Origin of the sequence: Nitrospirillum goiasense, from assembly GCF_034427435.1 — a bacterium.
GTDB lineage: Bacteria > Pseudomonadota > Alphaproteobacteria > Azospirillales > Azospirillaceae > Nitrospirillum.
In genome coordinates this window covers 236,458-261,547 of the sequence record NZ_JAXQNP010000001.1, presented here as the reverse complement: position 1 = coordinate 261,547, position 25,090 = coordinate 236,458, and the positions used below count along the sequence as shown (strand labels likewise).

The window sequence follows — 25,090 nt, the reverse complement described above, 5'->3', positions numbered from 1 at the left end:
CGTCAGCGCTGCGACTTGGGCAACTCGTCCCAGACCTTGGGATCTTCCGACCCCAGGACCCAGGAGCAGAAGCCTTCCAGGCCGTATTCCTTCACCAGGGCGTAGCGATCGTGGAAGCTGCGGGCTTCGGGCATGAACACCCATTCCCGCATCTGGTCGCGGTAGAAGTAGTAGAACGCCTCGTGCTCCACCGGATCCCACTGGATCTGCGCGCCGTACTGCTTGGCCTGCGGGATGGACTCGTCGGCATCGAAATAGGCACCGGCGATGTTGGAGGCCTCGGTCCCGTCCGGCTTCACCGGATTGTCGGTGTACCAGCGGTAGCCATAGAGCGGGATGCCCAGCGACAGTTTTTCCTTGGGAATGAACTGTAGGGCGTACTTCAGGTGCTCCATCACCCAGGGCATGCCGGCGACCGGGCCGGGCACGGTCCAACGGGTGTGCTCGTCATAGGTCATCAGGCAGAACAGGTCGACGGCGTCGCCGATGGCCTTGTAGTCGAAGGCGCCGCGCCAGAATTCCCACATCCACTTGGAGAAGGGGCCGCGGCCGGCGTGGCCCGGCGCGTTGGGCACCACGGCGATGGACAGCTTCAGGCCGGCGCCGTGCAGGGCGGTCGCCGTCTGCTTGATCAGCAGGGTGAAGGCGTCGCGGTCGGTCCAGGCGATATTCTCGAAGTCGAACTGATAGCCGATCAGGCCGTGTTCCTTGGCCTGCTGCAACAGCGAGGCGATCATGGCCTTCTTGGCCGGTTCGCTGGTGATCAGCTCATGGAACTTCTGCTTGTCCACCGGCGAAATGATGGGCATCACCGGCACCTTGTTCTCGTGCGCCAGCTTCAGCACATAGGGGTTGGGCTGGCCATACACCAGGCCGTTCTGGTCGACGCCGTACCAGGTGGGAACCAGCAGGTCGATCTTGTCGATGTGCTGCTCGAACGAGTTAATCGATTTCTGGGTTTCCATCATATAGAACAGCGCCGTGGGCGCCTTGGCCCCGGCGGCGAGCGCGACGGAAGACGTGCAGGCCATGGCCATCATGGATAGGCCGACGGCCAGCGTTCCCAACAGACGTTTCATGAAATCTCCTTGATCGGCTTGAGGGCGGCCTTTGGCCGAACCCGCTCAGTGCATCTCGATGCGGTAAACGTAGGCGGCGACGGCGCCCTCCCCGCCCTCGTCGGGGCGCTTGGGCAGCGTCAGGTGCAGGCCGTCGGCCTCCTGGCGGACGTTCACGGGGGTGCCGCCCTGGGCGCCCAGCAGGGTCACGGCTTTCACCGCGTCCTCCGCCTTCAGGCTGTGGATCACCACCTCGCCCTCCGCCGGCCAGCCCAGCTCGATGGCGTAGAGCGTCCCGCCCTTGGTGGTGAAGCGGAAGTCCTGCGCCGTGTAGGGCTTGGTCTTGGTTTCCTGGAAAGAGCCGCTGGCCACCTCGGTGGGGCCTTCACCGAACTGGCGCCACGGACGGGTGCCATAGATGGCCTCCCCGTTCACCTTCAGCCAGGCGCCCATGGCCATCAGCGTGTCCTGCGCCCCCTGGGGGATGCTGCCGTCGGCCCGGGGCCCGATGTTCAGCAGCAGGTTGCCGTTCTTGGACACGACGTCGGCCAGCAGGTGGATCAGCGCCTGCGGCGACTTGTAGGTGTCGTTCTCGACATAGCCCCAGCTGTCGTTGCTGATGGACGTGCAGGTCTGCCACACGCGCGGCTGGATGCCGGGCAACTGCCCGCGCTCAATGTCCAGCACGCCGGCGCCCTCGGGGAAGGCGCCGATCTTGTAATTGACGATGGCGGAGCCGCCCAGCTTGGCCTGGGCGTTGTAGTAATAGGCCAGGAATTTCGGCAATGTGCTGCGGAACGCCGGGTGGCTGATCCACCAGTCGAAGTAGATCAGGTCGGGGTGATAGAGGTCCACCAACTCCGCCGATCGGGCCAGCCAATTGCTGAGCCAGGCCTGCGATACCGGGGTGAAGTCACCGAACACATCGGCATCGTCCGTGCCCTTCTCCTTCACGCGCAGTTGGGCCGGGCCGTAGAAGTCAGCGTAGCGCGGATCGTTGACGTCCGACGGGATCTTGCGCCCCTCGTCGAAGAACCAGTCATGCTCCGCCCGGTGGGACGACAGGCCCAGGTGCAGGCCCTGGGCCCGCACCGCCCGCGCCAGTTCGCCGATCAGGTCGCGCTTGGGTCCCATGCGCACGGACGACCAGTCCGACAGCTTGGTATCGTACAGGGCGAAGCCGTCGTGATGCTCCGCCACCGGCACCACATATTGGGCACCCGCCGCGCGGAACAGGCTGGCCCAGGCGCGGGGATCGTATTTCTCCGCCTTGAACAGGGGGATGAAGTCCTTGTAGCCGAACTTGTCCTGGGGCCCGAACGTCTTGATGTGGTGTTCGTATTCCTTGGTGCCCTTGGTGTACATGAGGCGCGAATACCACTCGCTGCCAAAGGCGGGAACGGAATAGAGCCCCCAATGGATGAAGATGCCGAACTTGGCGTCGGCATACCATTGCGGCACCTGATAGGCCTTCAGCGAGGCCCAGTCGGGACGGAAGGGCCCCTGCGCGTCGCCCTCGTCCACCTGCTTCAGTTCCGCGGCGATATCCGACACATGCTTGGCGCCGCGCTTTTCCCACTGCGCGTCGATCTGCGCCGGGGACAGGGAGGCGGTGGGGGCAGTCGCCGGCTGCGGCGCCGCCGCGAGGGCCGCGGTGACCGGTGGCAGGGCCAACGCCGCCGCCAGCAGGCCGGCCCTGATCCGCGTATGGATCAGGCGTCGGGAAGAGGGGCGGGTCATGTTTTGCCTCCGGTTTTGAATTTTGTCGGATGAAAGCGGCACGCCGCTCAGCCACAGGGGCGGGCGCGGTCCAGGGTGCACGGCCGCCGGCCTTGCGCCCCGGCCGCCGGGCCACTGTAGACCATCAAGGGGAAGGAGGGGAATGGACGGCCGTCGGTCATGCCAGCCCTTGTTCCTAATCCCATGACCTCAGGCTCCCCTGCCGTTGGCCCCGCCAGAGTGCGGGGATAGAGACGGACCCATGCCTGTCGTGGACAACCGTCCACAGGCTATTCTGCCAGGTATTTTCTTTAATTTAAAAAAGAATGGGCCGCCACCAAAGCACGGGCGGCGGCCCAGGGGGAGGAAGGCTTACATCTTGTAGGACATGTTGATCGAGTAAACGCTGCCGTTACGGTAGTAGCCGATCGGCGCCGACTTGGTGTTGTTGTACGAGTAGTACATCTCATCGAGCAGGTTGCTGGCGTTAAAGGTGACCTGCATCTGCTCATTGATGCTGTACGTGGTTGAGAAATCCAACTGAAGGTAGGAGTCAACCATGTTGCGCGAGTCCAGGCGGCCGATGCTGGTGAAGTACGGCGAACGCCAGCCCAGGCTGACGCGAGCCTGGATCGGACCCTCTTCGTAGTACGGGATGAAGTTGATGGTGTGCCGCGACAGGTACGGCATGTTGATGTTGGCAGTGCCGGTGTCGGCGATCGAGTAGGTGTAGTTGGTCTGCACGCCGAAGCCGTAGGCGATGTTCGTCTGATACATCGCCGAGAAGCCCTTCACGTTGGCATCGGAGTAGTTTACTGGCGTCGAGACGCTGTAAACCGCCGTGCCACCATGAGTGGTGTCCGGCAACACCATGTCGACCGCCGTGTTAACGATGTAGGACGAAATCTGCCGGAAGAAGAACTCACCCGAAACCAGCGAGTCCTTGTTGAAGTACCACTCGGCCGAAACGTCGTAGTTATTGGACTCGTAGGGCTTCAGGTTGGGGTTGCCGCCACTGGCGTTATGCTGGGTATCGTCCTTGGAGAAGGCGCCGGCCATATCGGCATAGCGGGGACGGGCGATCACCTTGGCCGCACCAGCGCGCACGATGACGTCGTCAGACACGTCGTAGGCGAAGTTAAAGCTGGGCAGGAACCGGCCATACCGGCTGGTCTGGGTCACACCGTCATATGTGGCGCCGTTATCGGGCGAGTTCCAATACTTGATGTCGTCAGCGGTGTGGACGTAACGGACACCAACATTGCCCCGATACTTGTCGCCAGCGAAATTAACCTGCGTATAGGCCGCACTGTTCTTTTCCGTCACCTTGTACTCGGAACTATAGTCCGGAGCGTAGACGGTATTCAGCCCATCCAGGTATTTGATCACCGCGTCCTGGCTAATGGTGTAGAAGTGCAGCCAGTCACCGGAAGCGTTCAGGCCATCAAACAGGTTGCTCGGGACCTGGGAACCACCCAACTGGGCCAAGGTCGTGCTGCCATTGGAGAAGGTTTTGCTGCTGTAGGCGCGGACCGTGTTCATGTGGTCGGTGTACTTGACACCAGCCTGGACGGTGGTGATGGGGCCCCAGTTGATGTCGTGGGTCACGTCCATCTGGCCGTAAGCCTCGGAGTCGGCATTCAACTGGGCGCCAATGCCGCCGACCTGGCCAGTTCCTTTGGTCGCCATGTTGTCCATGGACGCCGTTCCGTCCGCGGAGGTCACACTGGTGTGCGTACCATCGTAAGAGAAGCTGTACGGCGTGGACGAATAGAACGACAGCAGGTATTCCGGGTCCTTACCACCGAAGGCACGAGTGTAGCCGACGTCGGTATAAACCTTCCAGTCCTTGGTCGGCGTCCAGGTGCCGGCCAAGTTGACACGGGCTGTCTGCACCGAGGTCTCACGGTAGTTTGTGTCCAGCTCGGTGTAGGCGCCATTGCCCAGAGTAGCGCTGGTGATCAAGCTGTTGTTCACCGTGGCGGACTGGAACAGGCCGGTGCTCGCCGCCGGGAAGATGAACCGTGACTGACTAAAGTTGTTATAGTTGCCGTGAATGAACAGACCCGACAGGTTCAGGTCTATGGTGTCGGTCGGCTGATACTGGATCGCGCCCTGCAGGCCCTCGCGTTCACGGGTCTGCTTGAAATAGGCTGCGTTGATGCCGGCCGGGAAGGTCGCGGTGGCCAAGCTGCCGTTGCCCGTCACCGTCGGGTTGGAGGTGATGGTGCTACCTTTCTGGTAGCCGAAGAATTCGATACCGGCGCGCGACAAGTCTTCCTTGTCGTACGTGCCAGCGACCATCACACCGAAGTTATTGGCCGGGTTCTTCCAGCTATACAGCAGGGAACCGCGCGGGTTTCCCTGCTCAGACCGCGTGTTGTACGAGTAGCCAACCGAGGCGCGCAGGGTGTTGGCATCCAGGTCCAGCGGCTTGCGCGTGCGGATGATGACGGTGCCGCCCAGGCTGCCTTCGTCGAGGTAGGCCTCCGTCGACTTATGCACCTCGGCCTGGTCGATGATTTCGGGCGACAGCAGGCTGTAGTTGAACGTGCGGCTGTTCGGGTCGTTGGGGTTCCCACCCCAGTCGGCCGAAGCGATGGTCTGGCCGTCGACCAGGATGCGGTTCAGCGCCGGGTCGGTGCCCAGGATGCTGATCTTTTCACCTTCGCCAAACTGATGGTCAACACTGATGCCGGGCAGGTGGGACAGCGATTCCGCGACGTTGGTGTCGGGGAACTTGCCCACGCCTTCAGCGGAGATGACGTCGACGATAGCATTCGCCTGGCGCTTCACCTCGATGGAGCGCTCAAGACTCTTGCGAATACTGGTGACGACGATCTCTTGCAGCTCATCGTCAGGATTGGCGTCGGCCGCATAGGCCTGCGCTGCTATGAACGATCCCGTCCCCATGCTCATCAGCATGGTGGTCACCAAGGCGTATTTCTTAATTCCCATGATATGGTTTCCCCTGCTGTGCTTTATTCTTGTAGATCCTGCCGATCTCTTGAATATCGCTTCGCTCCGTATCGGCAATACTGGAGGCGTTGTTACCGTAACCAAAGTGCCGCACAGCCTCCCCGTCGTCAATTTTTTTTTAATTTGCTTTCATAAATCGCCTTTTGGCGTGATTATAAGGCAACGGGTGATGGCGGAAGCGAGGAAATCCGGCAGGATGCGGACGGGACCGCTGAACCTGCCCAGGGCTGGCGGATGGCCATTTCCACCCAATTCCGCCGCGGCTCTGCCCCAAGATGTTCCTTCACGATCCCAGACCCTGATCACCGATTAAGGATGGCGCCCATGGCCTTTGTGAAACCGCCCCCCTCACCGAACCAGAATCGCGCCTCCATGGTGGTTATCGGCGTCCTGTTCTTCATTTTCGGTTTCGTCACTTGGCTGAATGGACCGCTGATCACCTTTGTGAAGCTGGCGTTCAATCTGGATGACGTGAACGCCTTCCTGATCCCCATGGTGTTCTATCTGTCCTACTTCTTCCTGTCCCTGCCCTCCTCCTGGGTCTTGCGGCGGACGGGCATGAAGAAGGGCATGGGCTTCGGCTTGTTCGTCATGGCCATCGGCGCCGTCATTTTTGGCGAGTGCGCGACGATTCGGGTCTATCCGGGGGCGTTGACGGGGCTGTTCGTCATCGGCGCCGGCTTGTCGCTGCTGCAGACGGCCGCCAATCCCTACATCAGCATCCTGGGCCCCATCGACAGCGCCGCCCAGCGCATCGCCGTCATGGGCATCTGCAACAAGGTCGCCGGCATGCTGGCGCCGATCGTCATCGGCGCGCTGGTGCTGAGCGGCATCGACACCCTGGACCAGCAGGTCAAGGCGGCGCCCACGCCGGAAGCGCGGGAAGTGCTGCTGTCCGCCTTCGCCGCGAAGATACACATGCCCTACTTGGTCATGGCGGCGCTGCTGGCCCTGCTGGCGGTCTGGGTCATCCGCTCGTCCCTGCCCGAGGTTTCGGCGGAGGCCAATGTCAGCGCCGACGACTCGGCCGGCGATGCCGCCCCCGCCCTCTCCCGCGCGCCGCACCTCTGGCTGGGTGTTCTTTGCCTTTTCCTTTATGTCGGCGTCGAGGTTATGGCCGGTGACGCCATCGGCACCTACGGTCATGGCTTCGACCTGCCGCTGGATGAGACCAAGTTCTTCACCTCCTTCACCCTGGCGGCCATGCTGGCGGGATACCTGGGGGGCTTGCTGCTCATTCCCAAGGTTCTGTCGCAGGAGCGCTATCTGGCCCTGTCGGCCATCCTGGGCGTGATCCTGACCGTCGCCGCCTTCGCCACCAGCGGGTATGTCTCGGTCGGGTGCGTGGCGGCGTTGGGCTTCGCCAACGCCATGATGTGGCCCGCCATCTTCCCCCTGGGCATCCGCGGCCTGGGTGGGCGGACCGAGGTCGGGTCGGCCTTGATGATCATGGGTATCGCCGGCGGCGCCGTCCTGCCCCAGCTGTTCGTGCAACTGAAGCAGCACTATCCCTTCCAGGCCGTGTTCCTGGCGCTGATGGCGCCGGCCTACCTCTACATCCTGTTCTACGCGCTTTACGGCCACCGCGTCGGCCGCAAGGCCGTCGCCGAGGTCCCTTCCCTCGCCTGATCCCTCGCTCATTTCTGAAAATGCTCATGACACCCGATCGCTACTTTCTAGGCGTCGATGGCGGCGGCACCAAGTGCCGCGCCCGCCTGCGCGCCGCCGACGGCACCTTGCTGGGCGAGGGCCTGGGCGGCCCCGCGAACATCCGGCTGGGGCTGGACCGCGCCTGGTCCAGCATCCTCGAGGCCACACACGCGGCCCTGGCCCAGGCCGGGCTGAACGCCAGCATCTTCCCCCGGCTGCATGTCGGCCTGGGGTTGGCCGGCATCGTGACGCCGACGGACAGCATCCGGACCCGGACCGCCGGCCCGGCGTTCGCCAGCCTTGCCGCCGAGACCGATGCCCATGCCGCCTGCTTGGGCGCCTTCTCCGGCCGGGACGGCGCCATTCTGATCGCCGGCACCGGCAGCGCCGGCTATGCCCTGATCGGCGGCCGCGGCCATGCCGTCGGTGGCTGGGGCTTCGAGGTGTCCGATGAGGGCAGCGGCGCCAGCATCGGGCGGGAGGCCATCCGCCTGGCCCTGCGGGCGCATGACAATCTGGCACCGGAAACCGGCCTTACCCGGCAAATCCGCGACCGCCTGGGCGGCACGCCGGCCGCCGTCGTGGGCTGGGTGAACGACGCGGGCCCCGCCGACTATGGTCGCCTGGCGCCCGACGTCCTGGCCCATGCCGCCAAGGGCGACGCCGTCGCCTGCTCCATCATCTCGGGTGCTGCCAAGGAGCTGGAGACCTACATCCGCCACCTGCACGCCCTGGGTGCGCCCAATCTGTGCCTGATGGGCGGGCTGTCCGCCCCCCTCACCCCGTGGCTCAGCCCCTGGGCCCGGTCCCTGCTGGTCGAGCCGGAGGGCGACGCGTTGGAGGGCGCCCTGCTGATGGCCCGCCAAATCGCCCCCCGCGACATAACCCAACGCCCAATCGCCAAGAGCGCCCTGCCATGAGCACGACCACCCCCCTGATGGCCCGTGAGGCCGCGGAAACCCCCGATGCGATGCGCCGTCAGATTGAGCGCTGCGCGCCCCTGTTCCAGGAACTGGGCGACCGCCTGCGCCGCCTGGCGCCGCGCTTCGTCGTCACCGGCGCGCGGGGCAGCAGCGATCACGCCGCCACCTATGGCAAATATCTGATCGAAACCCGGCTGGGTCTGCCCGTCGCCTCCATCGGTCCGTCGGTGGTGTCGCTGTACCAGACCCCCCTGCACCTGAAGGACTCGCTGTACGTCGCGGTGTCGCAGTCGGGGCGCAGCCCCGACCTGCTGCGCCTGACCGAAACGGCGAAAGCCGGCGGGGCGCTGACGGTCGCCTTCGTGAACGATGAGACGTCGCCGCTGTTCCAGATGGCGGACGTGGCCATCCCGCTGTGCGCGGGTCCGGAAAAAAGCGTCGCGGCCACCAAGTCCTATCTGACCTCGCTGTTCGCCTTCCTGCAGATGGTGGCCCATTGGCAGGCGGATCCGGCCCTGCTGGCCGCGGTGGCTAGCGCGCCCGAATGGATGGAAAAGGCGGCGGCGCTGGACTGGTATCCCGGGCTGTCGCACCTGGCGGCGGTGCGCGGCCTGTACATCATCGGCCGTGGCCTGGGCGCTGCGGCGGCCCAGGAAATGGCCCTGAAATGCAAGGAGACCAGCCGTCTGCACGCTGACGCGTTCAGCGCTGCGGAGGTCATCCACGGTCCCCTGGCCCTGGTGGGGCCGGACTTCCCGGTGCTGGCGCTGACGCAGGATGACGCCACCCTGCCGCCGACGCTGGACGCCATCCGCCGCATGGTGGGCCTGGGCGCCACCGTGCTCTCGACCGCCACCGACGTTCCCGGCGTGGTGCCGCTGCCGACGGTGCCCGGCATCCCGGCGGAACTGGCCCCGCTGGCCTCGGTGCAGAGCTTCTACATGGGCATCCACCGCATCGCCACCGGGCGCGGCCTAAACCCCGATGTGCCGCCCAATCTGGCCAAGGTGACGGAGACCGTCTGACATGCGCCAACTTCTGACGGGGGCCCGCCTGTTCACCGGGGACGTGCTGCTGGACGGTCACGCCCTGCTGCTGGACGGCCCCGACATCCTGGACATCGTGCCCGCCGTCGCCACCGTGGCGGGGGCCGCCCGGGTCACCCTGCCGGAAGGCAGCCTGCTGGCCCCGGGCTTCATCGACACGCAGGTCAACGGCGGCGGCGGCGTGCTGTTCAATGACACGCCCACCGTCGCCGGCGCCCTGGCCATCGCCACGGCGCACCGGCGCTTTGGCACCACGGCGCTGCTGCCGACCGTCATCACCGACGACCTCAACACCATGATGGCCGCCGCGGAGGCCGCCGCCGAAGCGGCCACCGTGCCCGGTAGCGGCATCATCGGCGTTCACCTGGAAGGTCCTTTCCTGAGTGCGGCCCGGCGCGGTGTTCATAAGGAAAGCCATATCCGCCGCCCGAACGGGGTGGATCTGGACCGGCTGTGCGCCCTGCCCCGGCAATTCGGGGACCTGGGCCGGGTGCTGCTGACCTTGGCGCCGGAACAGGTGGAGGATGCGGACATCGCCCGCCTGGTGCGGGCGGGCGTGGTGGTGGCCGGCGGGCATTCGGCCGCCAGCCATGAGCGGACGCAGGCGGCGCTGCGGGCCGGCCTGCGCGGCTTCACGCACCTGTTCAACGCCATGCCGCCCATCAACAATCGGTCGCCCGGCATCGCCCTGGCGGCGATGACGGCCAAGGACGCCTGGTGCGGCCTGATCGTCGATGGCATCCATGTCCATCCCGACCTGCTGGCCCTGGCCCTGGCCGTCAAGCCGCGGGGCAAGATGATGCTGGTCACCGATGCCATGCCGCCGACCGGCACGGACGCCAGCAGCTTCACCCTGTACGGCGACCGCATCCACCGCCGCGACGGCCGCCTGGTCACGGATGACGGCGTGCTGGCCGGGGCCGATATCGACATGGCCCAGGCGGTGCGCAACGCCATGAGCCTGCTGGGTCTGGATCTGGAAGAGGCCTTGCGCATGGCCTCGCTGTACCCGGCGCGCTTCCTTGGGCTGGACGGTCGCTTGGGTCAGCTGGCCGCTGGTTTCCAGGCCGACCTGGTGCTGTTGGACGCGGACCAGCAGGTCTTGGACACCTGGGTGGCGGGCCAGCGCGATGGAGGCATGACTTCGGCCTGATGCAACTGTCTGGCCAATTTTCTTTGCCCGCCCGCAAATGCGTCATTGTGTCTATGACAGCGGTGTCTCATCATAGGAACGAATAAACAATTAATTTGAAAAAGGGAACACGGCCGGATGCAGCCGCCCCTCAGCCCCCCATCTCCAGACCTTCACCCCACCCTGGGCGCGAGCCTTTCCGGCACGAATCTGGAACGGGCCGGCGACCACAACCAGAGGGTGATGCTGCAGGCGATTCGCGTCAGCGGGCCGCTCACGCGGGCTGACCTTGGCCGGCTGACGGGGCTGACCCCACCGGCCATCGCGAACATCACCCGACGGTTGCTGAATGACGGCCTGATCCTGGAAGTGGGCCGCATGCAGGGCACCCGGGGGCAGCCGGCCATGCGCCTGGCGATCAATCCGGACGGCTGCTTCGCCATCGGCGTGAACGTGGACCGCGACAACGTCACCCTGGTGGTCCTGGACCTGCTGGGCCAGGTGCGCCACCGGGCCGTCCTGGAAGCGTGCTTCCCCCTGCCGGAGGCGGTCAGCGCCTTCTTCAGGGCGCAGATGGAGACGTTGACGCGGACCCAGGCTTTCCCCCTCAGCCGCATCATCGGCATTGGCGTGGCCCTACCCGATGACTTGGGCCGGGTGAACCTGCCCAATCGGCCCAAGAGTTTCGAGGCCTGGAGCACGACGGACATCGCCGGCCTGTTCACAGCGGTCACGCCGCTGCCGGTTTTCGTGGAAAACGATGCCGCCGCCGCCGCCTTGGGCGAGTTGCAGTTCGGCTATGGCCTGCGCGATCCCAGCTTTTTCTATGTCCTGATCAACCAGGGCCTGGGTGGCGGCATGGTCATCGATGGCCATTACTTCCGGGGCGCCCAGGGGCGCAGCGGCGAATTGGGCTTTCTGCCCATCGTCTCCCCCCGGACCCAGGCCCGCACCCTGGAAGAGGCGGTTTCGCTGTCGGCGCTGTTCGCCTTCCTCGCCGCCCGGGGCAGCATCGTCAGCCGGCCGGAACAATTATTGGAATTGGACGATGTCGGCCAACAGCTGCTGGCCGACTGGTTGGATTTGGCAGCCGAGTTGCTGACGACGCCCATCGTTGCCGTCAGTTGCCTGGTGAACCCGGAGGCGGTGTTTTTCGGCGGACGCCTGCCGGCCCCCCTGATCGACCGCCTGGCGGCGATGATCAACGATCGGTTGCGGGCGCATTCCGGTGTCATCCCCGTCATCGTTCCCGTCCATCGGGCCGCCACGGCCACCGACGCCCCCGCCGTGGGGGCGGCCTTGCTGCCCTTCAACGACCGCCTTTTGCCCAGTCGGACAACTCTTATGAAAACGGCGACCGAATGACGGCATTAATTATTTAATTTTGCCTTTCTAATGGGTATGGTTCTTTCAACGGGGCCGGAGCAAAGGCGCCGAACAGGGCCAACGGGCACAGCCTCACCTCTGTCATTTCCCAGCAGCCTGCATGAGGGCTTACGCATGATTCAAATCGGGGTCGATTTTGGCGGCACGAAGATCGAGGCCGCCGCCCTGGATCTCAACGGCCGTTTCCTGTCGCGGCTGCGCGAGCCCAATCCCGGCAGCTACGACGCGGCCATCGCCACCATCTGCCGCCTGGTCAGCCGGGTTGAGGCGGAGGCGGGCGCCCAGGGCACCGTGGGCATCGGCGTTCCGGGGTCGATTTCCCCGCAGACCGGGCTCATGCGCAACGCCAATTCGGTTTGGCTGAACGGTCGCGTCTTCCACAGCGACATGGCCGCCGCCCTGGGCCGTGAGGTCCGGGTGGCCAACGACGCCAACTGCCTGGCCCTGTCCGAGGCGGTCGATGGCGCCGCCGCCGGCGCCCGCATCGCCTTCGCCGTCATCCTGGGCACCGGGTGCGGCAGCGGCCTGGTGATCGACGGCCGCCTGATCGAGGGCGCCAACGGTCTGGCCGGTGAATTGGGCCACGTCTCCCTGCCCTGGCCCAAGGCCGACGAAGTGCCGGCGCCCGACTGCTGGTGCGGCAACAAGGGGTGCCTGGAGACCTGGGTGTCGGGCACCGGCTTGAGCCGGGAGTTCAAGGCGGTCACCGGCCGCAAGATGGATGCCGAGACCATCATCCAAAGCATGCGCCGCCACGAGCCGGACGCCGTCGCGGCCTTCGACCGCTTCATCGACCGGCTGGGCCGCGGCTTGGCCCTGGTCAGCAACATCGTCGATCCGGACGTCTTCGTCTTCGGCGGCGGCCTGTCCAACGTCACCGAAATCTATGACCGGCTGGCCGGCGCCATCCGGCCCTATCTCTTCACCGACGTCTGGGAAGCGAAGCTGGTGCCGGCCCGCTGGGGTGATTCTTCCGGCGTGCGCGGCGCCGCCCGCCTGTGGGAACGCACGCTGTAATGCTGTCCCTTCGGCACTGGGCCGCGGTGGTGCTGGCCGCTGCGGCCGCCGCCGTGTCCTACCCCATTCCGGTCAGCGCGCAGGTCGCGTCTCCCTTGGATCTGTCGGCGGCCGTTGTCGTGGCGCCGCAGGTCCAGGGGCCGGAGGCCGCCGCCGTTGACATGCTGGTGGATGAGGTGCGCAAGCGCACCGGCATCGCCTGGTCCCGGTTGGCGCCATCCCAGGTATCGGGGCCGATAGGTGACGCCCCCGTCCGCATCGTCATCACCCATGCCGCCGGCGCGACCAAGCCCGAAGGCTACAGCCTGCGGACCGAAAGCCAGGGGCGGCAAACCACCCTGGTGATCGCCGGCAATGACAGCCGGGGCGTTCTGTACGGCATTGGCCATGTCTTGCGCACGCTGAGCATGACGCCGGGGCACATCGTCCTGGATCATCCGCTGAACCTGTCCACCAGCCCAGCCCAGCCGGTGCGCGGCCATCAGATCGGCTATCGCTTCAAGAACAACACCTACGATGCCTGGACGCTGGCGCAATTCGAACAGCACATCCGCGACCTGGCGGTGTTCGGCACGAACGCCATCCAGTTGATCGCCCCGGCCTCGGACGATGAGCCGACCAGCCCCCTGTTCCCCGCCCCGGCCCTGGAGACGACCCTGGGCATCGCCCGCCTGCTGGACAAGTACGGCCTGGATTGCGACCTCTATTACCCGGAGATGCGCGACAACTATGCCGATCCGGCGACGGTGGACCAGGAGTTGGCCGCGTTCGAGGATCTGGTGCGGCGCTTTCCGCACATCCATGCCCTGTACGTGCCGGGCGGTGATCCGGGGCACACGCCCCCCGCCCTGCTGTTTCCCTTGCTGGAGCGTGAGGCGCGCATCCTGCGGCGCTATCATCCGGGCGCCCAGCTGTGGGTGTCGGCCCAGGGGTTCGACCAGGCGCACTATGAGGACTTCTATCGCCTTCTGGACCAGCGCCCGGATTGGCTGACCGGGGTTTTCTTCGGCCCCCAATCGCGCGATTCCCTGCCGGTGCAGCGCGCCCGGGTGCCCCGCGCCTACCCCATCCAATTCTATCCCGACATCGGCCACACCCTGCACGCCCAGTTCCCGGTGCCGCAGTGGGATCCCGCCTTCGCCCTGCTGGAGGGGCGGGAGCCGATCAATCCGCGCCCGGAGGCCCAGACCCTTATCTTCCGGCACTTCGCCGGGCTTACCGCCGGCTTCGTCACCTATTCGGAAGGGGTGAACGACGACGTCAACAAGGCGCTGTGGACCCGTCTGGGCTGGGATCCGGCCACCCGGCCCGAGGATATCCTGCGCGACTATGCTCGCTATTTCCTCGATGCCGGCGCGGGCGACCGGCTGGCCGCCCTGATCCAGGGGCTGGAACGCGCCTGGGCGGGCCCCATCAAGGACAACGGCGGCATCGACGCCACCTTGCAGGGCTTCCAGGCCCTGGCGGGCCTGCCCGCGCTGACGGATAATTGGCGCTTCGAGTCCCTGCTCTATCGCGCCTATTACGATGCCTACGCCCGGGCCCGTGCCACGGCCGAAGGCAGTCGCGAGGCGCAGGCCATGGCCCTGCTGGCCCAGGCGCCCGCCCGGGGCAGCATGGACGCGATGGCGGCGGCCTCGGCCACGCTGGCACAGCCGGACGCGGCGGAAACCGGCCACCTGCGCGACAAGCTGTTCGATCTGGCGGAGCGCCTCTACGCCCATGTCGGCCTGCAACTGAGCGTCAGCCGCTATGGCGCGTCGGGAATCGAGCGCGGGGCCAACCTGGACCGGGTGGATACCAGCCTGAACGACCGCGTTTGGCTGACGCGGCGGTTCGAGGACATCGCCCACCTGCCGGACGAGGCCACCCGGCGGAAGCAACTGGCGGAGATCGTCGCCTGGGCGCAGCCGACGCCCGATACCCTGTACGACGATTTGGGTGATCCCCAGCGCGAGCCGCACCTGGTGCGGGGGCAGGACTATGCCCAGGACCCGGAACTCTACGACAGCGCCATTGACGGTATCGCCGACAAGATCCCGGACGACGGCTGGCGCCTGTCCTGGATCACCTATGCAGAGACGCTGTACGAACGGCCGATCCATCTGCGCTACGGGCATCTGGATCCCGCGCGCCACTACACCTTGCGCGTGACCTACGCGGGCGAGGACTACGCCCTGCCCATGCGCCTGGTCGCTAACGGCCATATCGAGGTCCATCCGCCCCTGGCCCGCCCGCGCAACCCGTCGACGCTGGAGTTCGACATTCCGCAGGCGGCGACCCGTGGTGGGACACTGGACCTGGAATGGACACGTCCACCCGGCATGGGTGGCAGCGGCCGGGGACACCAGGTGGCGGAAACCTGGCTGATCCCCCGGCCCTGACGTTCAGCGCGTCACCACGCCCAGCTCCGCGAAGGCCACCTGGCCTTCGCCGCCGGCGGCGCGGGTGATTTCCAGCCGGACGAAACGGCCCGGCCGCACCTCCGGGAACATCACCCGTTGCTCACTGGCATTGGCCGCGATGTTGGCGAACTCGCCCACCGCCGCAGGCCCCCAGGCCTTGCCATCCTCGCTGACCTGGATGCGATAGCCGGCGGGCGCCCCCACGCCCGGCGGCCGCTGGCCGGCCGGCAACAGCGTGACGCCCTTCAACGAGCGCCGCGCGCCCAAATCCACGACGACGGCGTGGGGCAAGGCGGCACCGCTGGTGACCCAAAGGCTGCCAGAGTCGTCATCAATGATCGCATCGGCGCCGGGCGCTGTGGCCGACACGATCCGCCAGTCGGCCTTGGACACGTCGAAGGTCCGGCTGGCCACGGCGCTGCTGGCCCCCGTCCGTGGCAACTGGCAAAGGGCCTGGACGATGCCGCCGTCCGGCAAGGGAAACGGCTCCTGGTACAGGGGGGAGCGTAGGGTCGGACTGGTGCCATCGGTGGTGTAATGCAGGGCGGCGCCCGGCAGGTCGCTGGACAGCGTGACCATGCCGCGACGGTCCCGGTGGATGGCGGGTTCCTCCACCAGGTCGGGCAGGCGGAACAGCCCGACCTCGCGGATGGCCGGGCAGGCGTCGGCGTCCAGGATGCGCAGGCGCAGGCGCGTCGTGGTCACCGGTGCCGCCAGGCGCACCAGGCGCTGACTGCCGATGGCGGTGTGGCGCGCGACCTCGACCCAGGCCGCCCGGTTACCCTCCCAGATCTCCAGGGTGAAGGTGCCGATCCGCTGACCCAGCGGCAGGTATTCGCGCAGGCGGATGACGTCGAAGGCGCGGGGTGTGGCCCACTCCAGCACCAAGTCGGCGGCCGTGGTGGCGTCGGGTGGGCACCAGTAGGTATCTGGCCGCCCATCCAGGACGGTGTCCGGACCGAAGCCGGGGCCGCGCGTGGCGCTGGCCTTCGGCACGGCCCCCTTGGCCAGATCCGTGCCGAAGGTGGCGCGCAGGGTATCGCCCCAGCCCTTCAGCATCGCGGCGTCATGGTCGGGGATGCGGCCGCGCCGGTCGGGCGGCAGGTTCAGGATGAGGTTGGCGCCCCGGCCCACGGATTCGAAATACAAGCGCACGAGCCGCCCCACCGACTTCACGTCGGCATCCTCCCGCGCGTGCCAGAACCAGCCGGGGCGCAAGGACACGTCGACCTCGGCCGGGCGCCAGTGCGCCCCGCCCCGCACGCCATGCTCCCCTATCTCCTGGGTGTAGGGGGCATCGCCCACGGTCGCCCAGCAGGGATCGCCGGCGTAGCCTTCCTCATTTCCCACCCAGCGGGCGTCGGCCCCCCAGGGGCCATGGGAATCCCGGCCCCAATTACCCCAGACGACGGCATCGGGCTGGTACTGCCGCACCAGGGCCCAGGTGTTGGTCCAGTCGTAATAGCTTTCGGCGTCGATGGAGCGCTTCTCCCGCGCGCCGCCGTAATAGCCATCGCCGCCGTTGGCGCCGTCGAACCACATCTCGAACAGGGGGCCGTAGCTGGTCAGCAACTCACGCAACTGGTTGCGGTAATAGGTGATGTAGGCCGGCCGGCCGTATTCCGCGTGATTGCGGTCCCACGGCGACAGGTAGAGCCCGAAGCGCAGCCCCGCCCGCTGGCAGGCCGCCGCCATTTCACCGACGATGTCGCCCCGCCCGTCCTTATAGGGGCTGTTGCGGATGCAGTGCTCGGTATACCGGCTGGGCCACAGGCAAAAGCCGTCATGATGCTTGGCGGTCAGGATCAGTCCGGTCAGGCCGGCGGCCTTGGCGGAACCGACGATCTGGTCCGCGCTGAAGTCGGTGGGGTTGAACAGGGACGGCGACTCATCACCATAGCCCCATTCCCGGTCGGTGAAGGTGTTGATGCTGAAATGGACGAAGGCGTAGGCCGCCATTTCATGCCACGCCAGTTGCCGCGCCGTGGGCACCGTCCCCCACGGCCGGGGCGCCGGTACCGGCTGCGCGGCCAAAGCGCCCGGCGCCGCCAGCGACAGGACGCCGGTGGCCGCCCCGCTGGCCAGAAGGGCACGGCGTGACGGCAAGAAACTGCGTGACATGGACGCCCCCTGGACAGGCTTATTTTAATGAAAATGAATTAAATAAATCATGCCATGTCCAGAGGGCTGACGGAACGGCAAAAGCGTCTCAGGCGCTTGAGCCCGTGAAGGAGGGCGGCTGGTTGTCCTTGCCGGCGCCGAAAGCGGGGTTGGGCTTAGGCCCCAGGGTGAACACCAGGCGTCCGCCCTGCATCAGGTCCGCATGCCGGATCCAGCTGCGGGCATAGGGTTTCCCCTGCCAGGTCACGGACTGGATATAGGGGCTGTCGGGCCCGTTGCCGGCGGCCTCGATGGTCAAGGTCCGCCCCTCCCCCACCGTCACCTCCACCTGGTCGAACAAGGGGGAGCCGAAGACATAGATCGGCGTGACGGGGTCCACGGCGTACAGGCCCAGCGCGCTCATGAGGTACCACGCGCTCATCTGGCCGCAATCCTCGTTGCCGGCCAGCCCATCTGGATCCGCCCTGTACATGGTCTTCAGCAGGCTGCGCACCCGCGCCTGGGTCTTATGGTGCGCGCCGGTGTAGGCGTAGAGGTAGGCGATGTGGTGGCTGGGCTCGTTGCCATGGGCGTACTGGCCCACCAGACCGGCGATGTCGGGCGGCGCGTCGTCCGGCAGGTCGGAACTGGTGGTGAACAGCTCATCCAGCTTGGCCTCGAACGCCGCCGGTCCACCGAACATCGCCATGTAGCCATAGATGTCATGCTGGTTCAGGAAGGTGGCCTGCCAGGCATTGCTCTCCGTGAAATCGCGCCACTTGCGGCTATGGCCCATGCCGCGCGGGTCGAAGGGCTGCGCCCAGCTGCCGTCGGTGAAACGCGGGCGCATGAAGGTGACGTCGCGGTCGAACAGGGCGCGATAGTTCAGGGAACGCTGGCGCAAGATCCGGGCGTCGTCCGGCGCGCCCGCCGCCTCGGCCAGCCGGGCGATGGCCCAGTCGTCGTAGGCGTATTCCAGGGTCTTGCTGACCGCCTCCTCCACCGTGTCGCTGGGGATGTAGCCCAGGCGCCGGTATTCCGGCAGGCCGCTGGTCTGGCCCTGGAACGCCTGTTTGCGGAAGACCGGCCAGGCGCGGGCGTAATCGACACCGGGAATATCCTTTGCCGCCGCCTCGGCCAGCACCACGGCGGAATGCCACCCGATCATGCAGCCCGTCTCGGTGCCCTGCAACGGCCAGACGGGCGGCCCGGCGGGGCTTTCCTCCGCCATGCGCACCAGGCCGCCGACGATGTCGCCCACCCGCCGGGGCGGCTGCGCCAGGGTGAACAGCGGATGCAGGGCGCGGTAGGTGTCCCACAGCGAATAGGTGGAGTAGTTATTGGCCCCGGCCGGCAACTGGCGCACGGTGCTGTCCATGGCGCGGTAGCGGCCGTCCACATCACTGAACAGGGTGGGCGCCAGCAGGGCGTGGTAGAGGGCGGTGTAGAAGATCTTGAGGTCGGCGGCGTCGCCGCCCTTGGTGATTGCCAGGCGGCCCAGCTCTGCCTCCCACGCCGCGACGGCCGCCGCGCGCACGCCGTCGAAATCCCAGCCGGGGATTTCAGCGTCAAGGTTGCGCAGGGCGCCGTCCACGTCGACGGCCGACAGCCCCACCTTGACCAGCAGCGGCGCGGACGCGGCGTCGGGCAGGTCCAGCACGCATTTCAGCGCGGCGCCCTGCACCTCCTGGGCGCCCTCGGGCAGGGCGTGATCGTTGGTGTAGAGCCGCGCCCCTGCGAAGGGCCGGGACAGCTTCATGGCGAAGTGGATGACGCGCCCCTGCCCCCACTGGTGGACCTGGCGGCCACCGACCAGCGTGTCGTTGCCCACCAGGCGCAGCGTGGCGCCGGTGATGCGGGTGACCGATCCGGCGGGGTCCTGGAAACCATGCGCCAGGTCGATGAGCAGATGCGCGCCCGCCTTACCCTGGGGAAAACGATAGCGGTGCAGGCCCGCCCGCGCCGTGGCGGTCAGCTCCGCCTCGATGCCGCTGTCCTTCAGACGCACCCGGTAATAGCCGGGCGAGGCCTGTTCATCGGCATGGTCGAAGGGCGCGCGATAGCCCTCACCCGGCGTGTCGGGCGTGCCCGGGTCCAGGCGCACCGGCCCCACCCGGGGCACCACCAGCACGTCCATCATGTCGCCCACGCCCGTGCCGCTGAGGTGGGTGTGGGAGAAGCCCAGGATGGTGCTGTCCTGGATGTGATAACCGGAGCAGGCGTCCCAGCCGGCGGTGTTGGTGTCGGGGCTCAGTTGCACCATGCCGAAGGGGACGGTGGCGCCGGGGAAGGTGTGGCCATGGCCACCGGTGCCGATGAAGGGGTCGACATGCCGGCAAAAGCCCCCGGCCGCCTTGGCGGCGGCGACGGCGCCCGACACACCGGCCGCCAGCGGCACCAGGGCCGCCGCGGCGACGCCGCCCAGCAGGTCACGCCGTGTCATCATGGGAAAGGCCTCCGTTATCACCCGCGCAGAATAGAAAAAGGTCCCGGTGATCACCACCGGGACCTTTCGTTTCAAGCCGGATCAGTAGCTGTACTTCATGCTGACCAGGATGGTCCGGCCCGTCTCCACCACGTCGGAGATGGCCAGGCTGGACTTGCCGATGTGCGACCAGTAGGACACGTCGTCGAACAGGTTGGCCACCGAGAGGTCGGCCCGGACGCCATAGCCGAAGTCGTAGCCGGCATGCAGATCCACCCGCTGGGACGACCGGACCCACAGGTCATCCCAGCTGCTGCCCAGGCCCAGGTAATCGTACTGGGCCACATAGGCACCGGTGTAGTGATAGATCAGGTCCAGGGTGAAGCCGTCCTTCTCATAGAAGGCCTCGATGTTGGCCATCCATTCCGGGGCGTTCTGGATGCGCTCGTTCGGATCCAGCCCCGCCGCCTTGGTGTTGACCGAGGTCCACTGCCGCGTGAGGTTGGCGCCGAGGCCGAAGCCATCGAAGGGCGCCGGCATGTCCTGGAACTTCTGCCGGGCGGACAGTTCGATGCCATAGACCTGACCATCCCCGCCGTTGGTGGGGTGGTGGAAGATCACAGAGCTGCTGTTGGTGACTGCCGAGTTCGTATAGGTGCTGCCGTTATCGTAGATGTAGTTCGACAGCTGTTTGGCATAGCCGGCCACCATCAGGTTGCCGCCGTGGCCCGTGTCCCACTGGCCGGAGACGTCATAGTTGACGGCGGTGATGGCCTTCAGGTTGGGGTTGCCTTCGGTGATGGTGGTGACGCCGTTGGAAATGCTGGTCTGTGAGCCGCCGCCCAACTGCACGAAGGGCGGGCGGGTGTAACTGGTCCAGATGGCCGCGCGGTAGACGGAGTTGTCGTTGGGCCGGTAGTTGGCGAAGATGCTGGGCAGCGGCTCGTTATAGTGGGTGGAGTTGTAGCCCCAGTGCCCCGCCAGCTCGTTGCCGTCGGAGTCATGCGGCGTGACCCAGAAGGTGTTGTGGATGGCCGTGTGCTCGAACCGGAAGCCGGGGATGACCTCCAGGTCATTGAACTTCAGGTTGGCCAGGACATAGGCGGCGGACACCGCCTCCGTCCCCTTCTGGGTGTTGCAGTTCCAGTTGTTGACGTACAGGCTGCTGCAGCTGTCCAGGTTGCCAGGGCTGGAATAGGTGTTGTACAGGCGGAACAGGGCGGCCTGGTCGATCACCGGCACGGACCAGTTGTAGAGGCCCGGATAGACCGATGAATAATTGCCGCTGATGATGCCCAGCGAGCCGAAGGTGCGGCCGTCGGTGAAGTTGCCGTTGTACCAGTCGCGGTTGGTCACCTGGCGTTCGCTGTCCTGGTACTTCACACCGAACTTGATGAAGTCCAGCGGGCCGGCGTTCACGTCGTACCGGACGTCCATCTTGCCGCCGCCGCGCACCTGGCCGCTGTACTGCTCCGTCAGTTCGCCCCGGTCGCGCGCCGGCAGGCTGGCCACGTTGCCCAACTGCGCGATGATGTCCGACCCCACCAGCGGATAGGGCAGATCGTTCACATACGTCGCCAGGGTGCTGTTGCCGTAGGCGAAGCCGTTGCCGTTGTTCTGGGTGGAGCGTGTGGAGATTTCGATGTGGTTAGGGCGGTCATTGTCGCCCCAGCTGATGAACGCGCTGGGGCTGATGGTCCAGTTGCCCCACTTCTTCTCCCCACCCAACTGCGCCGTCGCCAGGTCGGAATATTCCGGGTTGGTCTCGTACCACAGGCGGGTGGACAGGTATTGGATGTTGGGCCGGTACAGGCTGGTGCTGCCGATCTGGTCATAGGTCACGTTCATGCCGACCAGCTGGCTCAGCGTGCTGTTCTGTTCCGTCTGCGCCACGGCGTAACCCAGGCGGAAGAAGGCGCTGGTGGTGTCGTCCGGCCGCCAGTCCAGCGAGACGTTGCCGCCATAGCGCTCCGTATAGCCGGAGGAGACGCCGGCGTTGAAGCCCGTGGTCTCCAGGTTCTTGGACGGGTCCAGGTTGCTGGGATTGCTGCCGTCGGCGTTGGCCACGGCGAAGGCCCAGGCGTTGTCGCAGCAGGTGGACTCCATCACCGCGCCCATTTCGCTGTTGGCGTAATGGCGGATGTCGTAATAGGCGCTGACATAGACGCCGAACTGGTTGTCGCGGCCGAACTTACCCGCCGCCTCGCCCGCCAGGCCGTAGCCCAGGCTGCTCTTGTTGTAGTCCTGCGCCCGCGTCTCCAGCCGACCGCTGGCGGTGAAGCTGAACATCAGCGGCTGGTTGTAGTCGAAGGCCGTGGGCGTGCGGAAATCCACCGTGCCGCCGATGGCGTCGCCATCCATGTCGGCCTTGGAGGTCTTGTTGACGACGATGGTGCTCAGGCCCGAGGGGGGCAGCAGGCTCAACTGCACCTCGCGGCTGTAGGGCATGCCCTGGGCCACGTTGACGCCGTTGATCAGGTTGACGTTGTACTCGCCGTTCAGGCCGCGGATGGAGGTGAACATGCCCTCGCCGCGCGACGCGCCGTCGATGCCGCCCACGAAGGACTGCCCCGTGTTCATGACGTTGACACCCGGCAGCAGGCCCAAGGCCTCCGCCACGTTGTGCACCGCCGTGTGTTCCAGGTCCGCCGCCGACATGACGTCGACCGTGTTGCTGGCGTTCATCTGCAGGCTGGAGGCCTGGTAGCGGTTGGCCGCCACCACGATTTCCTCAAGTGCGGCGGTGTACGCCTCGAAACTGACCGTGACAGACCCGTCCTTGGGCACGGTCACGCGGGTCGAACTGGTGTGCAGGCCGGCGCGCGCGGCCGTCACCATGTAGGTCCCTTCCGGCACGTTGGCCAAGGTGAAGGTCCCATCCTCACCCGAGGCGGTCGTGTAGGAGGTGCCGGGAATGGTGATGGCCGTGGCCGGCAGGGGCTTGCCCGTGGCCGGGTCCACGATCGTGCCCGTGATGCTACCCGCCATGGCCGGCAGCGAGAACGCCATCAGCGTCGATCCCGCCAGAAGGCCAGCCCTGAATTTGCCCAGGCCCATGTCTTGCTCCCCGATTTTTGTGGAGCGGCGGCTGGCTCCCTGGGCACCCGCCCCGGGGAACACGGATTCAGCGCACCGTTCTAGCCACCAAGGAACGCCCGGCGGGGGCTCAAGTCAATTCATTTTTTCTATTTTAACTATTTTTGATTTGAAAATTCTATTTCAGTCCCGCGTCCTTTTGGAATTGGAGGTCGGCGATGGTACGAGAGCATTGGCGAAGGCCCTGGAATCGCTGACTTTCCAGAAATGGCCGCCCCGGCGTGGGCGGATGGAACGTAGGCGCATCGGACACCGGTTGTTGAACGCAGAGGGATAGGTTACCGCCCGCTCTAGCAACCACCATAGCGTTCCGGCAAGGTCCGAAGACGGGCTCTCCCGGAACCTCGAATCCCGCTTGCGGATCGATATAGTCCGAGATCGGCCCGGCATGCCCGTCAGTGACACCCGATAGGACGGCAGGGTGATGGGCTACCGCCGCATGATCCAGTCGTGCGCCGGATCGTTGCGGAAAATCCACCGGCGCTCCGGTCCCGCCATGACGTTGAGGTAATACAGGTCATAGCCGTGTGGGGCGCCCACGGGGTGGTAACCGCGCGGCACCATGACCAGGTCGCCGTCCTGCACGCAGATGGTTTCATCCAGGCTGCGGTCGTCGGTGTAGACGCGCTGGAAGGCGAAGCCCTGCGGCGGGTTCAGGCGGTGGTAATAGGTTTCCTCCAGCGCCGTCTCATGCCCAGCCTCGGCCGTGTCGTGCTTGTGCGGGGGATAGCTGGACCAGTGGCCGCCGGGGGTGATGACCTCCACCACCAGCAGGCTGTCCGCCGGTTTGCCCTCCGGCAGGATGTTGCGCACGTGCCGGGTGTTGGTGCCCTGGCCGCGCACCTCGCGCGGCATGTCATCCGGTGGGATTAGGCGCGCCTCGGCACCGGCCCGCCCCGGCGCGGTGCAGACGGCCAACTCCACGGCGTTGGTCGCCACGACGCGGTAGGGCTGGCCCGCCGGCACATACACGGCACCCGGCGCCCTATCCTCAAACACGCTGGCGCGGCCGCCAACGGCGCCCAGATCCAGCCCCGCCGCCGCCACCCGGGCGGTTCCCGACAGCACCACCAGGCAGGCCTCGCGCCCCGGCTCCGCCCCATCCAGGGCTTGGCCGGGGCCCAGCCGATGCAGGCGAAAGCCAACGTGGGTCCAGCCGGCGCTCCGCGGCGTCACCTCCAGCACACGGCCATCGGCGCCCGGCGCCTGGGGCCGCACCAGCAGGGGGGACGCGCTCATGACACCACCGCCAGGCCGGCACCGGCCGCCGCCTCTCGCAAGTGGCGCAAGCCCATCTCGCCATAGCGGCGCGGGTCGGCCTTGGCCGGGTCCTGCTCCGCCTCGATGATGACCCAGCCGGCATAGCCGATATCGGCCAAGGCGCGCATGACGGCGCCATAGTCCAGGCGCCCGTCGCCGGGCACCGTGAACATGCCGTCCAGCACCCCGTCCAGGAAGCTGCCGCCCCGATCCATCAGGGCCTGGAACACTGGCTGGCGCACATCCTTGCAATGGACATGGGCCACGCGGGCCGAATGGGTGCGGATGACCTCCACCGCGTCGATGCCGCCCAGGGCGGCGTGGCCGGTGTCCACCGTCAGGCCCACAGATGAACCCGTGTGGGCCAGGAAGTGGGCCAGGTCCCCCGGCCCCTCCACCACCGTGCCCAGGTGATGGTGGTAGGCGAAGCGCAGCCCCTGTCCGGCGATGTAATCGGCGACATCGGTCAGCCGCCGGCCGAAGGCGGCCCACCCGGCCTCATCCAGCCGGGGCGTCTGCGCCAGCGGCCGGGCACGGTCACCATGGATGGCGTTGCTGGTCTCGGCATGGACGAAGACGGTGCTGCCCATGGCCTTCAGCAGGGCCAAGTGCCCCTGCAAGGCGGCGATCTCCGCATCGGCGTCGTGGGCCAGCAGGCCGCCGCTGTACCAACCGCCCACCAGATCCAGGCCATGGCGGGTCAGCAACGGCTTCAGCGCCCCGGGATCACGGGGGAACTTGCCCCCCAGCTCGATCCCGCTGAACCCGATGGCTTGGGCATCGGCCAGCACCGCTTCCACCGGCGTCGCCCCGCCCAGTTCGGGCATGTCGTCGTTGATCCAGGCGATGGGGCTGACACCGAAGCGGATGGACCCGGGGCGGATGGACATGGGG

Annotated in this window: 16 protein-coding genes; 8 read left to right on the top strand and 8 right to left on the bottom strand. The window is 66.5% G+C overall.

What is annotated here, in order from left to right; genetic code table 11:
• Positions 1–2: 2 nt before the first annotated feature.
• The 3 genes from ULB03_RS01100 to ULB03_RS01090 form a co-directional block, all read right to left on the bottom strand.
• Entirely contained in the window at positions 3–1,079 is a 1,077-nt protein-coding gene (locus ULB03_RS01100) for a glycosyl hydrolase family 18 protein (protein WP_322481475.1), read from the bottom strand.
• 45 nt (positions 1,080–1,124) lie between these two features.
• Positions 1,125–2,798: an alpha-L-fucosidase gene (locus tag ULB03_RS01095; protein WP_322481474.1), complete on the bottom strand. Its 1,674-nt coding sequence runs from the start codon at positions 2,796–2,798 to the stop codon at positions 1,125–1,127.
• 351 nt (positions 2,799–3,149) lie between these two features.
• Positions 3,150–5,702 carry a TonB-dependent receptor gene (locus ULB03_RS01090; RefSeq protein WP_322481721.1) on the bottom strand — a complete coding sequence of 851 codons (2,553 nt, stop codon included), beginning with the start codon at positions 5,700–5,702 and terminating at the stop codon, positions 3,150–3,152.
• Here ULB03_RS01090 and ULB03_RS01085 point away from each other — a divergent pair.
• The 8 genes from ULB03_RS01085 to ULB03_RS01050 all read left to right on the top strand — a co-directional run bounded on the left by ULB03_RS01085 (position 5,689) and on the right by ULB03_RS01050 (position 15,294).
• Positions 5,689–6,069, top strand: coding sequence for a hypothetical protein (locus tag ULB03_RS01085; protein WP_322481473.1), 381 nt, complete (start codon positions 5,689–5,691; stop codon positions 6,067–6,069). The genes ULB03_RS01090 and ULB03_RS01085 overlap by 14 nt on opposite strands.
• 11 nt (positions 6,070–6,080) lie before the next feature.
• Positions 6,081–7,385: a sugar MFS transporter gene (locus tag ULB03_RS01080; protein WP_322481472.1), complete on the top strand. Its 1,305-nt coding sequence runs from the start codon at positions 6,081–6,083 to the stop codon at positions 7,383–7,385.
• 26 nt (positions 7,386–7,411) lie between these two features.
• On the top strand, positions 7,412–8,326 hold the full coding sequence (locus ULB03_RS01075; RefSeq protein WP_322481471.1) for a glucosamine kinase nucleotide-binding domain-containing protein: 915 nt from the start codon (positions 7,412–7,414) through the stop codon (positions 8,324–8,326).
• Entirely contained in the window at positions 8,323–9,354 is a 1,032-nt protein-coding gene (locus ULB03_RS01070) for an SIS domain-containing protein (RefSeq protein ID WP_322481470.1), read from the top strand. Before ULB03_RS01075 ends, ULB03_RS01070 begins: the two co-directional genes overlap by 4 nt.
• A 1-nt stretch (position 9,355) precedes the next feature.
• Positions 9,356–10,528 carry an N-acetylglucosamine-6-phosphate deacetylase gene (gene nagA, locus ULB03_RS01065; protein WP_322481469.1) on the top strand — a complete coding sequence of 391 codons (1,173 nt, stop codon included), beginning with the start codon at positions 9,356–9,358 and terminating at the stop codon, positions 10,526–10,528.
• Positions 10,529–10,645: 117 nt separating this feature from the next.
• Positions 10,646–11,872 (top strand): ROK family transcriptional regulator, encoded by a 1,227-nt coding sequence (locus ULB03_RS01060; RefSeq protein WP_322481468.1) that lies wholly within the window; start codon positions 10,646–10,648, stop codon positions 11,870–11,872.
• A gap of 135 nt (positions 11,873–12,007) precedes the next feature.
• On the top strand, positions 12,008–12,910 hold the full coding sequence (locus ULB03_RS01055) for an ROK family protein (RefSeq protein ID WP_322481467.1): 903 nt from the start codon (positions 12,008–12,010) through the stop codon (positions 12,908–12,910).
• Positions 12,910–15,294, top strand: coding sequence for a beta-N-acetylhexosaminidase family protein (locus ULB03_RS01050; RefSeq protein ID WP_322481466.1), 2,385 nt, complete (start codon positions 12,910–12,912; stop codon positions 15,292–15,294). Before ULB03_RS01055 ends, ULB03_RS01050 begins: the two co-directional genes overlap by 1 nt.
• Positions 15,295–15,297: 3 nt before the next feature.
• Here ULB03_RS01050 and ULB03_RS01045 read toward each other — a convergent pair whose 3' ends face one another.
• From ULB03_RS01045 to iolE, 5 genes are all read right to left on the bottom strand, one after another.
• Positions 15,298–17,436: an alpha-L-fucosidase gene (locus ULB03_RS01045; protein WP_322481465.1), complete on the bottom strand. Its 2,139-nt coding sequence runs from the start codon at positions 17,434–17,436 to the stop codon at positions 15,298–15,300.
• Between the two features lie 88 nt (positions 17,437–17,524).
• Complete coding sequence (locus tag ULB03_RS01040) at positions 17,525–19,861, bottom strand: GH92 family glycosyl hydrolase (RefSeq protein ID WP_322481464.1); 2,337 nt, start codon at positions 19,859–19,861, stop codon at positions 17,525–17,527.
• Between the two features lie 81 nt (positions 19,862–19,942).
• On the bottom strand, positions 19,943–22,897 hold the full coding sequence (locus tag ULB03_RS01035; protein ID WP_322481463.1) for a TonB-dependent receptor: 2,955 nt from the start codon (positions 22,895–22,897) through the stop codon (positions 19,943–19,945).
• A gap of 468 nt (positions 22,898–23,365) precedes the next feature.
• Complete coding sequence (gene iolB / locus ULB03_RS01030; protein WP_322481462.1) at positions 23,366–24,175, bottom strand: 5-deoxy-glucuronate isomerase; 810 nt, start codon at positions 24,173–24,175, stop codon at positions 23,366–23,368.
• A complete protein-coding gene (iolE, locus tag ULB03_RS01025) occupies positions 24,172–25,086 on the bottom strand; it encodes a myo-inosose-2 dehydratase (protein WP_322481461.1) in 915 nt (304 codons plus the stop codon). Before iolE ends, iolB begins: the two co-directional genes overlap by 4 nt.
• Positions 25,087–25,090: the final 4 nt, after the last annotated feature.

Excerpts from the sequence above, each read along its gene's own strand:
- ULB03_RS01100 (WP_322481475.1), bottom strand. The coding sequence starts at position 1,079 with ATGAAACGTCTGTTGGGAACGCTGGCCGTCGGCCTATCCATGATGGCC.
- ULB03_RS01095 (WP_322481474.1), bottom strand. The coding sequence starts at position 2,798 with ATGACCCGCCCCTCTTCCCGACGCCTGATCCATACGCGGATCAGGGCC.
- ULB03_RS01085 (WP_322481473.1), top strand. The coding sequence starts at position 5,689 with ATGCTCATCAGCATGGTGGTCACCAAGGCGTATTTCTTAATTCCCATG.
- ULB03_RS01090 (WP_322481721.1), bottom strand. The coding sequence starts at position 5,702 with ATGCTGATGAGCATGGGGACGGGATCGTTCATAGCAGCGCAGGCCTAT.
- ULB03_RS01080 (WP_322481472.1), top strand. The coding sequence starts at position 6,081 with ATGGCCTTTGTGAAACCGCCCCCCTCACCGAACCAGAATCGCGCCTCC.
- ULB03_RS01075 (WP_322481471.1), top strand. The coding sequence starts at position 7,412 with ATGACACCCGATCGCTACTTTCTAGGCGTCGATGGCGGCGGCACCAAG.
- ULB03_RS01070 (WP_322481470.1), top strand. The coding sequence starts at position 8,323 with ATGAGCACGACCACCCCCCTGATGGCCCGTGAGGCCGCGGAAACCCCC.
- nagA (WP_322481469.1), top strand. The coding sequence starts at position 9,356 with ATGCGCCAACTTCTGACGGGGGCCCGCCTGTTCACCGGGGACGTGCTG.
- ULB03_RS01060 (WP_322481468.1), top strand. The coding sequence starts at position 10,646 with ATGCAGCCGCCCCTCAGCCCCCCATCTCCAGACCTTCACCCCACCCTG.
- ULB03_RS01055 (WP_322481467.1), top strand. The coding sequence starts at position 12,008 with ATGATTCAAATCGGGGTCGATTTTGGCGGCACGAAGATCGAGGCCGCC.
- ULB03_RS01050 (WP_322481466.1), top strand. The coding sequence starts at position 12,910 with ATGCTGTCCCTTCGGCACTGGGCCGCGGTGGTGCTGGCCGCTGCGGCC.
- ULB03_RS01045 (WP_322481465.1), bottom strand. The coding sequence starts at position 17,436 with ATGTCACGCAGTTTCTTGCCGTCACGCCGTGCCCTTCTGGCCAGCGGG.
- ULB03_RS01040 (WP_322481464.1), bottom strand. The coding sequence starts at position 19,861 with ATGATGACACGGCGTGACCTGCTGGGCGGCGTCGCCGCGGCGGCCCTG.
- ULB03_RS01035 (WP_322481463.1), bottom strand. The coding sequence starts at position 22,897 with ATGGGCCTGGGCAAATTCAGGGCTGGCCTTCTGGCGGGATCGACGCTG.
- iolB (WP_322481462.1), bottom strand. The coding sequence starts at position 24,175 with ATGAGCGCGTCCCCCCTGCTGGTGCGGCCCCAGGCGCCGGGCGCCGAT.
- iolE (WP_322481461.1), bottom strand. The coding sequence starts at position 25,086 with ATGTCCATCCGCCCCGGGTCCATCCGCTTCGGTGTCAGCCCCATCGCC.